A 2,268-nucleotide genomic window follows, 5' to 3' on the forward strand; every position below is an offset into this window, starting at 1 on the left:
ATCAAGGCTCAAGGTTCAGTGTCAAGCTATAGTAAAGGTTCACGGGGTCTTTCCGTCTTGCCGCGGGTACACTGCATCTTCACAGCGAGTTCAATTTCACTGAGTCTCGGGTGGAGACAGCCTGGCCATCATTACGCCATTCGTGCAGGTCGGAACTTACCCGACAAGGAATTTCGCTACCTTAGGACCGTTATAGTTACGGCCGCCGTTTACCGGGGCTTCGATCAAGAGCTTCGCCTTGCGGCTGACCCCATCAATTAACCTTCCGGCACCGGGCAGGCGTCACACCGTATACGTCCACTTTCGTGTTTGCACAGTGCTGTGTTTTTATTAAACAGTTGCAGCCAGCTGGTATCTGCGACTCCCGCCAGCTCCATCCGCTAGGGACTTCACCGACAGGAGCGTGCCTTCTCCCGAAGTTACGGCACCATTTTGCCTAGTTCCTTCACCCGAGTTCTCTCAAGCGCCTGAGTATTCTCTACCTGACCACCTGTGTCGGTTTGGGGTACGATTTGATGTTACCTGGAGCTTAGAGGCTTTTCCTGGAAGCGTAGCATCGGTTACTTCATCACCGTAGTGACTCGTCATCACGCCTCAGTGTTAACAATGACCCGGATTTACCTAAGTCATCCACCTTCACGCTTAAACCGGGACAACCGTCGCCCGGATAACCTAGCTTTCTCCGTCCCCCCTTCGCAGTAACACCGAGTACAGGAATATTAACCTGTTTCCCATCGACTACGCTTTTCAGCCTCGCCTTAGGGGTCGACTCACCCTGCCCCGATTAACGTTGGACAGGAACCCTTGGTCTTCCGGCGTGCGGGTTTTTCACCCGCATTATCGTTACTTATGTCAGCATTCGCACTTCTGATACCTCCAGCAACCCTCACAGGTCACCTTCGACGGCTTACAGAACGCTCCCCTACCCAACAACACCTAAGTGTCGCTGCCGCAGCTTCGGTGCATGGTTTAGCCCCGTTACATCTTCCGCGCAGGCCGACTCGACCAGTGAGCTATTACGCTTTCTTTAAATGATGGCTGCTTCTAAGCCAACATCCTGGCTGTCTGTGCCTTCCCACATCGTTTCCCACTTAACCATGACTTTGGGACCTTAGCTGGCGGTCTGGGTTGTTTCCCTCTTCACGACGAACGTTAGCACCCGCCGTGTGTCTCCCGTGATAACATTCTTCGGTATTCGTAGTTTGCATCGGGTTGGTAAGTCGGGATGACCCCCTAGCCGAAACAGTGCTCTACCCCCGAAGATGAATTCACGAGGCGCTACCTAAATAGCTTTCGGGGAGAACCAGCTATCTCCCGGTTTGATTGGCCTTTCACCCCCAGCCACAAGTCATCCGCTAATTTTTCAACATTAGTCGGTTCGGTCCTCCAGTTAGTGTTACCCAACCTTCAACCTGCCCATGGCTAGATCACCGGGTTTCGGGTCTATACCCTGCAACTTAACGCCCAGTTAAGACTCGGTTTCCCTGCGGCTCCCCTATACGGTTAACCTTGCTACAGAATATAAGTCGCTGACCCATTATACAAAAGGTACGCAGTCACCCAACTAGTAGGCTCCCACTGCTTGTACGTACACGGTTTCAGGTTCTATTTCACTCCCCTCGCCGGGGTTCTTTTCGCCTTTCCCTCACGGTACTGGTTCACTATCGGTCAGTCAGGAGTATTTAGCCTTGGAGGATGGTCCCCCCATATTCAGACAGGATGTCACGTGTCCCGCCCTACTCATCGAACTCACAATTTGTGCATTTTTGTGTACGGGACTATCACCCTTTACTGTGCGACTTTCCAGACGCTTCCACTAACACACAAACTGATTCAGGTTCTGGGCTCCTCCCCGTTCGCTCGCCGCTACTAGGGGAATCTCGGTTGATTTCTTTTCCTCGGGGTACTGAGATGTTTCAGTTCCCCCGGTTCGCCTCATGACACTATGTATTCATGTCATGATAATGTGTCGAAACACATTGGGTTTCCCCATTCGGGTATCGTCGGGTATAACGCTTCATATCAGCTTACCGACGCTTATCGCAGATTAGCACGCCCTTCATCGCCTCTGACTGCCTAGGCATCCACCGTGTACGCTTAGTCGCTTAACCTCACAACCCGAAGATGTTTCTTTCGATTCATCATCGCGCTGCGATTATTTGAGAGACTCATTGACAGACTGATTCATCACGACCTACCCGAAGGCAGTCCTGCATGTTCAGCTGTCATGTTTCAATTTTCAGCTTGTTCCAGATTGTTAAAGAGCAA

At 51.6% G+C, this 2,268-nt stretch carries 1 rRNA gene; it reads right to left on the reverse strand.

The annotated features are described in order from the left end of the window. A 23S ribosomal RNA gene (locus A0G03_RS20305) occupies positions 1-2,111 on the reverse strand; the annotation flags it as partial. Positions 2,112-2,268: the final 157 nt, after the last annotated feature.

Source organism: Pectobacterium peruviense (assembly GCF_002847345.1).
Lineage (GTDB): Bacteria > Pseudomonadota > Gammaproteobacteria > Enterobacterales > Enterobacteriaceae > Pectobacterium > Pectobacterium peruviense.